3 protein-coding genes are annotated in these 3,033 nt (G+C 69.4%); all 3 read left to right on the top strand.

Annotated features, from left to right (window positions below):
* Nucleotides 1–380 (top strand): hypothetical protein (locus ACRDPS_RS23565; protein WP_431504103.1); only part of this gene is annotated, 380 nt, incomplete at its 5' end.
* Between the two features lie 159 nt (nucleotides 381–539).
* Nucleotides 540–2,543, top strand: coding sequence for a glycoside hydrolase family 3 protein (locus ACRDPS_RS23560; RefSeq protein WP_431504102.1), 2,004 nt, complete (start codon nucleotides 540–542; stop codon nucleotides 2,541–2,543).
* A gap of 124 nt (nucleotides 2,544–2,667) precedes the next feature.
* Nucleotides 2,668–3,033, top strand: a 366-nt coding sequence (locus ACRDPS_RS23555) for an FHA domain-containing protein (RefSeq protein ID WP_431504101.1), incomplete at its 3' end; no start/stop codon positions are given.

Genomic DNA, 3,033 nt, shown 5'->3' with positions numbered 1-3,033 from the left:
CCTTTATCCTGGGCCGCATGACCACCGTCCTCGTCGTTGACGGCGCCAACGTTGTCGGCTCCCGTCCCGACGGGTGGTGGAAGGACCGTGCCGGGGCCGCGCGCCGGCTGCACGAGGCGTTGCTGGTGGCTGATCTCCCGCACGAGCGGATCGTGCTGGTCCTGGAGGGACAGGCCAAGGGCGGCGTACGTCCCGGCAAGGATGCCCACGTCCGGACCGTCCACGCGCCCAAGGACGGCGACGCCGCGATCGTCGACGTCGTGCGAGAGGCCGTCGAGCGCGGTGACCGGGTGACGCTGGTGACCGCTGACCGGATGCTGCAGGCGCGCTGCGGCGGTGCCACCGCGCTCGGGCCGAGCTGGCTGCTCGACCAGATCTGAGCCGAGATCTGAGCCCGGGCCGAGGACTTTCGGCTCATTACGCACGCGTAACCGTTGACCAGACGTGTGATCGCCGTCACGCTGTGGGAGCGCTCTCACGAGTGCTCCCGGCAGCTCATCGCAGACTTGCCGGCTGAACAATCACAGGAGGCCTGTCCCGTGCGAACTCTCCACAGACGGCGCGGCGCGATCGGAGCCTCGGCATTTGCCGGGCTGCTCTGCGCCACGCTTCTCGTTGCACCAGCGTCCAGCGCGCCACCCGCCAACGACGCAGCCACCACCGACGCGCTCACGCGCTCGGACCACACGACGCCCTACAAGAACCCGCGCCTCTCCACCGAGAAACGCGTCGCCGACCTGCTGTCCCGGATGACCCTGGCCGAGAAGGTGGGCCAGATGACCCAGGCCGAGCGCGCCGACGTCGCCGCCGACCCCGCGCAGATCGCCGAGCTCGGTCTCGGCAGCGTGCTCTCCGGTGGTGGCTCGGTCCCGGCGGAGAACACCCCGGAGGCCTGGGCCGACACCGTCGACTCCTTCCAGGAGCAGGCCCTCTCCACCCGCCTCGGCATCCCGCTGCTCTACGGCGTCGACTCCGTCCACGGCCACAACAACCTTCACGGCGCCACCGTCTTCCCCCACAACATCGGCCTGGGCGCGACCCGTGACCCGAGGCTCGCCGAGAAGATCGGGCACATCACCGCCGAGGAGACCCGCGCCTCCGGCCCGCAGTGGACCTTCGCACCGTGCATCTGCGTCGCCCGCGAGGACCGATGGGGGAGGACGTACGAATCCTTCGGTGAGGACCCGAAGCTGGCCACCAAGATGTCGCAGATGATCGAGGGCTTCCAGGGCCGCAAGGGGCAGCTGGACAACCGAGACCGCGTGCTCGCCACCGCCAAGCACTTCGCCGGCGACGGCCTCACCGAGTTCGGCACCGGCGAGGGCGACTACACCGTCGACCAGGGCATCAACCGGACCTCGCGCGCCGAGTTCGAGCGGCTGGCCCTCTCGCCGTACGTCGCCGCGATCAAGAAGCACGACGTCGGCTCGGTGATGCCGTCCTTCTCCAGCGTCGACTGGACCGAGGACGGCCTCGGCAACCCGGTCAAGATGCACGCCAACGAGGAGCTGGTCACCGGCTGGCTCAAGGAGAAGCAGGGCTTCGACGGCCTGGTGATCTCCGACTGGCGGGCCATCCACCAGATCCCGGGGACGTACGCCGAGCAGGTCGCCGCCTCGGTCAACGCCGGTGTCGACATGTTCATGGAGCCGTTCTCCGGCGACTCCGTCGGCTACCCCCAGTTCATCGACACGCTGAACACGGCGGTCGAGGACGGCGCCGTCCCGACGGCCCGTATCGACGACGCCGTGGCCCGCATCCTGACCGCGAAGTTCGAGCTCGGACTCTTCGAGAAGCCGTTCACCGACCGGCGCAACATCGACGAGATCGGCAGCGCCGCACACCGTCGCGTCGCCCGTGAGGCGGTCGCGAAGTCGCAGGTCCTGCTGAAGAACCGGCATCACGCGCTGCCGCTCTCGGGCCGCGACGACGTCTATGTCGCCGGCAGCAAGGCCGACAGCATCGGCGACCAGGCCGGCGGCTGGACGATCACCTGGCAGGGCAACTCGACCCACCAGATCCCTGGCGACACCATCCTCGACGGCATCTCGTCCGCAGCGCGTGGCGAGGTGACCCACTCGCCGGACGCCTCCGCGCCGGTCCCGGCCGGAGCGCACGGAGTCGTGGTGGTCGGCGAGCACCCGTACGCCGAGGGCTTCGGTGACGTCGGCGGCCCGCAGTGGGGCTACGACCCGGGGGAGACCGGGTTGCGTCCGCCGCTGACGATGCAGATCAGCGACGCCGACACCACGGCGATCGAGACCGTCTGCGCCGCCGCGTCAACCTGCACCGTGCTGGTCGTCTCCGGGCGCCCGATGATCATCCCGCCGGAGCTACTCGGGCAGATCGACGCCGTGGTGGCGTCCTGGCTGCCCGGCAGCGAGGGCAAGGGCGTGGCCGACGTGCTCTTCGGCAAGCGTCCGTTCACCGGAAAGCTCCCGGTGACCTGGCCGCGCTCGGTCGACCAGGAGCCGATCAACATCGGAGATGAGGACTATGACCCGCTGTTCGCCTACGGACACGGTCTGAGAACTCGCAGGTAGAAGAGATGGCGCGGGTCGGGCCGCCTGCTACGCGCGCCATCTCTGTCGAAAATAGCCCGATCCAAGTTCGCGAATCTTCGGTTCGCGACACTTGGATCGGGCCATTTCAGTGCATGATCTGTGCATGCAGACGCTTCGCGTAGACGTATCGGGACGTGCGCTCAGCTTCCCGCCCGACAAGATCGTCCGAATAGGGCGCTCGATCGATGCCGATGTGGTGCTCGCCTCCACCTCGGTCTCTCGATCCCATGCCGAGCTCCGTCCGGATCCGTCCGGATGGAAGCTGGTCGATGTCGGCTCGGCAGGAGGAACGTACGTCTCCGGCAGCCGAGTCACGGAGGTGCCGTTGACGGGGGCGACCGAGGTCCAGCTCGGCCCGGCGGGGCCGGGCTCGACGATCACCGTCAGCCTCGACGACGCGCCGGTCGCGGCCGGTGCACCGCGTGCCCAGGCGCCGGCCCCGCCGCCTCCGCCCACCGCGGCCCCGGGT

This window comes from Nocardioides sp. (genome assembly GCF_050699375.1).
Classification (GTDB): domain Bacteria; phylum Actinomycetota; class Actinomycetes; order Propionibacteriales; family Nocardioidaceae; genus Nocardioides.
The sequence above is the reverse complement of the archived record's forward strand: the minus strand, read 5'-3'. Positions and strand labels throughout refer to the sequence as shown.